Here is a 1,933-nt window from a genome sequence, read left to right on the forward strand (position 1 = left end):
AAGGAGATAGTCGATGAAACGTTCTCCCATTTTTGAAAGATTTGCTTTTTCATGGCGAATGTATATGATATCAATCATATCTTCAACATCAAGTGGGATTGAAACAATACCGTCTCCATTTAGGTTGCTATTTAGGATACCTGTTGCAATTGTGTAACCATCAAGACCAATCAAAAGATTGAAAAGCGTTGCGCGGTCGCTGACAACGATAGATTTTTTATGCGGAATTTGTGAAAAAATCTCTTCAGAGAAGTAAAAGGAGTTGTGAATCCCTTGGTCGTAGCTTAGATAAGGAAAGTCCTCCAAATCTTCCATAGTTACCATTTTTTTCTTGGCTAATGGGTTATTTTTGCTGACAAAGATGTGTGGACGAGTTTTGAAAAGACTTGTATAGGTCAAATGATTGTCGTCGAACATCTTAGTTAAGACATCACGGTTATAGCTGTTTAAGAATAACACACCGATTTCAGAGCGGAAAATTTTTAACGTCATCAATGATTTCATATGTTCGGGTTTCACGAAGGAAAAGCTCATAGCGTGTCATGTCAGTTCCTTTTAATAAAGACACGAAAGCATTCACCACAAAAGCATAGTGCTGCGCTGAGACACTAAAAAGTTCACGATTGGTGTTTTTGCTTTTATAGCGCTCTTCAAGAAGGGCTGTTTGCTCCAAAATCTGGCGAGCATAAGATAGAAATTCTACACCGTCTTTTGTTAGCGTGATGCCTTTTGGGTTACGGATAAAAATCTCAATCCCCATTTCTCGCTCCAAATCTCGAACGGCATTAGATAGACTAGGTTGTGTGATAAAAAGCTGCTTTGCAGCTTCGTTCATGCTCCCTGTTTCAACGATTTTAACGATATAATGTAACTGTTGTATTCTCATAGCCCTAGTTTAGCTCAAAAAAGGAAATCCCGCAAGTAGTGGCCTTGTTACTGATGTGAAAGCGATAAAAAGTTAACATTGCTCATCTAGTATCATTAAAAAATCTAATGAATTTAGTTACCTCGCTTTAATACTTCTAAAAAATTCGTTTGGGAAATAATGTTAAAAATGTACAAAAATGAAGATTGAAAAGTTAACAAATTCGAAACTGAGACAATCTTATAACTTTGTAACTAAACTGTAACTGCCACTTTAAAATAGCTTGTTCTCTGTAAATAAAACTTTATAACGCTGATATTTTATTAGAAGTAAACAAATTATCATGTGAATTTTCAGAAAAATTTAGTATTGCATGATATTTTACAAAGTGATATAATAGAAATGTTTGAAATTATTTCGGAATTGGAGAATTAAAGTGCCCACACATTCACGTCATAGAAGACATCATAAGAGTTCACGTTCGTATTCTCGTTTTGATACGAAGACGATAGTAAATAGTGCCTTATTAGTGTTGTTTGCTTTGTTAGCGGGAATCGCAACTTATCTCATGTATGCCAATAATATTCTAGCTTTTCGTCATCTGAATATTATCTACACCGTTTTACTAGTTGCTGTATTCCTTATATCTTTGGTCTTGATAATTCGGAAAAAAGGAAAAATCGTTGTGACGATTCTCTTGGTTATTTTTTCAATTGTCACAGCCATTTCACTTTTTGCTTTTAAATCATTGGTTGATGTGGCTAATGATATGAATCAATCAGCCTCATATTCAGAAATTGAGATGAGTGTTGTAGTGCCAGCGGATAGCTCGATTTCAGCTGTAACAGAATTATCAAGCGTTCAAGCACCGACTAATGCTGATGGTAGCAATATTGATGCCTTAATCTCACAGATCAAATCTGATAAAGGTGTTGATTTAGCGACAGAAACAGTAGATTCTTATCAAGCCGCTTATGAAAATTTGATTAATGGTTCAAGTCAAGCAATGGTCTTGAACAGTGCTTATTCAAGCTTGCTTGAGCTATCATATGATGATTACGAATCAAA

Annotated in this window: 1 protein-coding gene and 1 pseudogene; one reads left to right on the plus strand and one right to left on the minus strand. The window is 35.1% G+C overall.

Annotation, left to right across the window (positions count from 1 at the left end):
• Positions 1-886, minus strand: a pseudogene (locus HMPREF0819_RS01420) (LysR family transcriptional regulator); the annotation flags it as partial.
• Between the two features lie 415 nt (positions 887-1,301).
• Here HMPREF0819_RS01420 and HMPREF0819_RS01425 point away from each other — a divergent pair.
• A partial coding sequence (locus HMPREF0819_RS01425) for an LCP family protein (RefSeq protein ID WP_044023259.1) occupies positions 1,302-1,933 on the plus strand: 632 nt, incomplete at its 3' end.

Origin of the sequence: Streptococcus equinus ATCC 9812, from assembly GCF_000187265.1 — a bacterium.
Lineage (GTDB): Bacteria > Bacillota > Bacilli > Lactobacillales > Streptococcaceae > Streptococcus > Streptococcus equinus.